The organism is Bradyrhizobium sp. STM 3843 (genome assembly GCF_000239815.1).
Lineage (GTDB): Bacteria > Pseudomonadota > Alphaproteobacteria > Rhizobiales > Xanthobacteraceae > Bradyrhizobium.
In genome coordinates this window covers 1-2,078 of record NZ_CAFK01000228.1, presented here as the reverse complement: position 1 = coordinate 2,078, position 2,078 = coordinate 1, and the positions used below count along the sequence as shown (strand labels likewise).

Annotated in this window: 3 protein-coding genes; 2 read left to right on the top strand and 1 reads right to left on the bottom strand. The window is 62.4% G+C overall.

Translation table 11 applies throughout. The annotated features are described in order from the left end of the window. A partial coding sequence (locus BRAS3843_RS23795) for an ABC transporter substrate-binding protein (RefSeq protein ID WP_035982577.1) occupies window positions 1-859 on the top strand: 859 nt, incomplete at its 5' end. Between the two features lie 101 nt (window positions 860-960). On the opposite strand, the gene BRAS3843_RS41660 is transcribed toward BRAS3843_RS23795, so the two are convergent. Then, window positions 961-1,101, bottom strand: coding sequence for a hypothetical protein (locus BRAS3843_RS41660; RefSeq protein WP_175361150.1), 141 nt, complete (start codon window positions 1,099-1,101; stop codon window positions 961-963). A 296-nt stretch (window positions 1,102-1,397) separates the two neighbouring features. Between BRAS3843_RS41660 and BRAS3843_RS23790 the strand changes: the two genes are divergently transcribed. Then, the coding region (locus tag BRAS3843_RS23790) for an ABC transporter substrate-binding protein (protein WP_035982579.1) at window positions 1,398-2,078 on the top strand (681 nt) is incomplete at its 3' end.

The window sequence follows — 2,078 nt, the reverse complement described above, 5'->3', positions numbered from 1 at the left end:
CGCGCTGCAGTCGGGCGACATCGACTTCATGGAGAACCTGCCCTACGACATGCTGCCGGTGCTCGAGGCCAACCCGGACATCCATATCGAGGTGTCGAACAAGTTCGGTTTCCAGACGCTGGGCCGGATGAATTTCCTGCTGCCGCCTTTCGACAACGTCAAGGTCCGCCGTGCGGCATTCCTGGCGATCAATCAGAAGGACGTGCTCGACGCGCTCGTCGGCAATGCGAAGTATCAGAAGGTCTGCGGCGCAGTCTTCGTTTGCGATACACCGCTGGAGAGCGATGTCGGCGCCGAGACGCTGGTGAAGGGCAACGGCCTGGAGCAGGCCAAGAAGGCGCTGGCCGAGTCCGGCTATGACGGCACCCCGATCGTGATCATGGCGCCGGGCGACGTGACAACGCTCAAGGCGCAACCGATCGTCGTGGCACAGCAGCTGCGCGAAGCCGGCTTCAAGGTCGACCTGCAGGCGACCGATTGGCAGACTGTCGTGACGCGTCGCGCCAGCCAGAAGCCGATCAAGGAAGGCGGCTGGAACATGTTCTTCACCAACTGGGCCGGTGCCGATGTCGCCAACCCCGTGGCCAACGTCTCGGTCGGTGGCCGCGGCACCAAGGGCGGCTGGTTCGGCTGGGCGACCGACGAGAAGATCGAGAAGCTGCGCGATGACTATGCGCGTGCGACCTCGCCGGACGAGCAGAAGCGGATCGCGACCGAGATCCAGAAGGAGAACTACGAGCAGGTGATCTACATCCCGCTCGGCCAGTACCTGTTGCCGAGCGGCTGGCGCAAGTCGCTGACCGGTGTGCTCGACGGCCCGGCGACCCCGGTGTTCTGGAACGCCGACAAGAGCGAATAGCCGATCTTGTCGCAGTAATGAAGAAAACACGGCGGAGCCTCTCCGCCGTGTTTTTGTTTATGAGGCTGTGTTCGCGCGGCCGCGGATCGTCAGAAGACGCGTCAGCAATGGCTGTCGCGAACGGCTTCCGGTCCGTCGACCATCAAGGGCGGCGCGATTTCGCGTGCGGGCACCGGCTCGCGCTCGGTCGCGTCGCTGACGGCCTGCTCGCCGCCTTGCGGCTCTGCGCATTCACTCGACATCATCATGCTCCTATGGTTGCGCCGACAACGGTTGGCGGGACAGGCGGTTCCAGATTTCGGGAACGACGATGCCACCATCCGGTGATCATGATGGAGGTCTTGCGCCGGGATCAGATCGCTTTCAGTGATCGGTGAAAGCCGATTGACGAACGCTGGAACTGCTGCAACTCTCGACACCTCAAAATTAGAACGCTGTCAGCCGGTTCAGCGTCGATGCGCGGATGCGATGCACAATGAATCGCCGAGCCCTGATCAGTTTCGCGCCATCAATCTCACATCACCTCGAGAGAGTTCGCATGTCACACAGTCCGCGCCGGATGCTGTCCGCGCTCGCCGCATCGCTCGTCGCTTCCGTACTTGTGATGTCGGCGAGCGTGCCGCCTGTGCTCGCCGCCGCGAAGAAAACCATTACGGCGGTGATGCATTCGGATCTGCGCGTCATCGATCCGATTTTCACGCCGGCCTACATCACCCGTGACCACGGCTACATGGTTTATGACACGCTGTTGGGAACGGACGAGCATTTCAAGGTCCAGCCGCAGATGGCGGACTGGAAGGTGAGCGACGACAAGCTCACTTACTCCTTCACTTTGCGTGACGGGCTCAAATGGCACGACGGCACGCCGGTCACGGCGGAGGACTGCGTGGCCTCGCTGAAGCGCTGGAGCCGCAATGATCCCATGGGCCAGAAGCTGATGGAGTTCACGGCGAGCCTGGAAGCGACCGACGCCAAGACGATCACGCTGAAGCTGAAGGAGTATTACGGCCTCGTGCTGGAGTCGATCGGCAAGCCGTCGTCCTACGTCCCGTTCATGATGCCGAAGCGGCTCGCGGAGACGCCGGCGAACCAGCCGATTCCCGAACAGATCGGCTCCGGCCCCTTCAAGTTCGTGCAGGCCGAATTCCAGCCCGGCGTGAAGGCGGTCTACGAGAAGAACACCGACTATGTGCCGCGCAAGGAGCCGCCGAGCTGGACC

Excerpts from the sequence above, each read along its gene's own strand:
- BRAS3843_RS41660 (WP_175361150.1), bottom strand. The coding sequence starts at position 1,101 with ATGTCGAGTGAATGCGCAGAGCCGCAAGGCGGCGAGCAGGCCGTCAGC.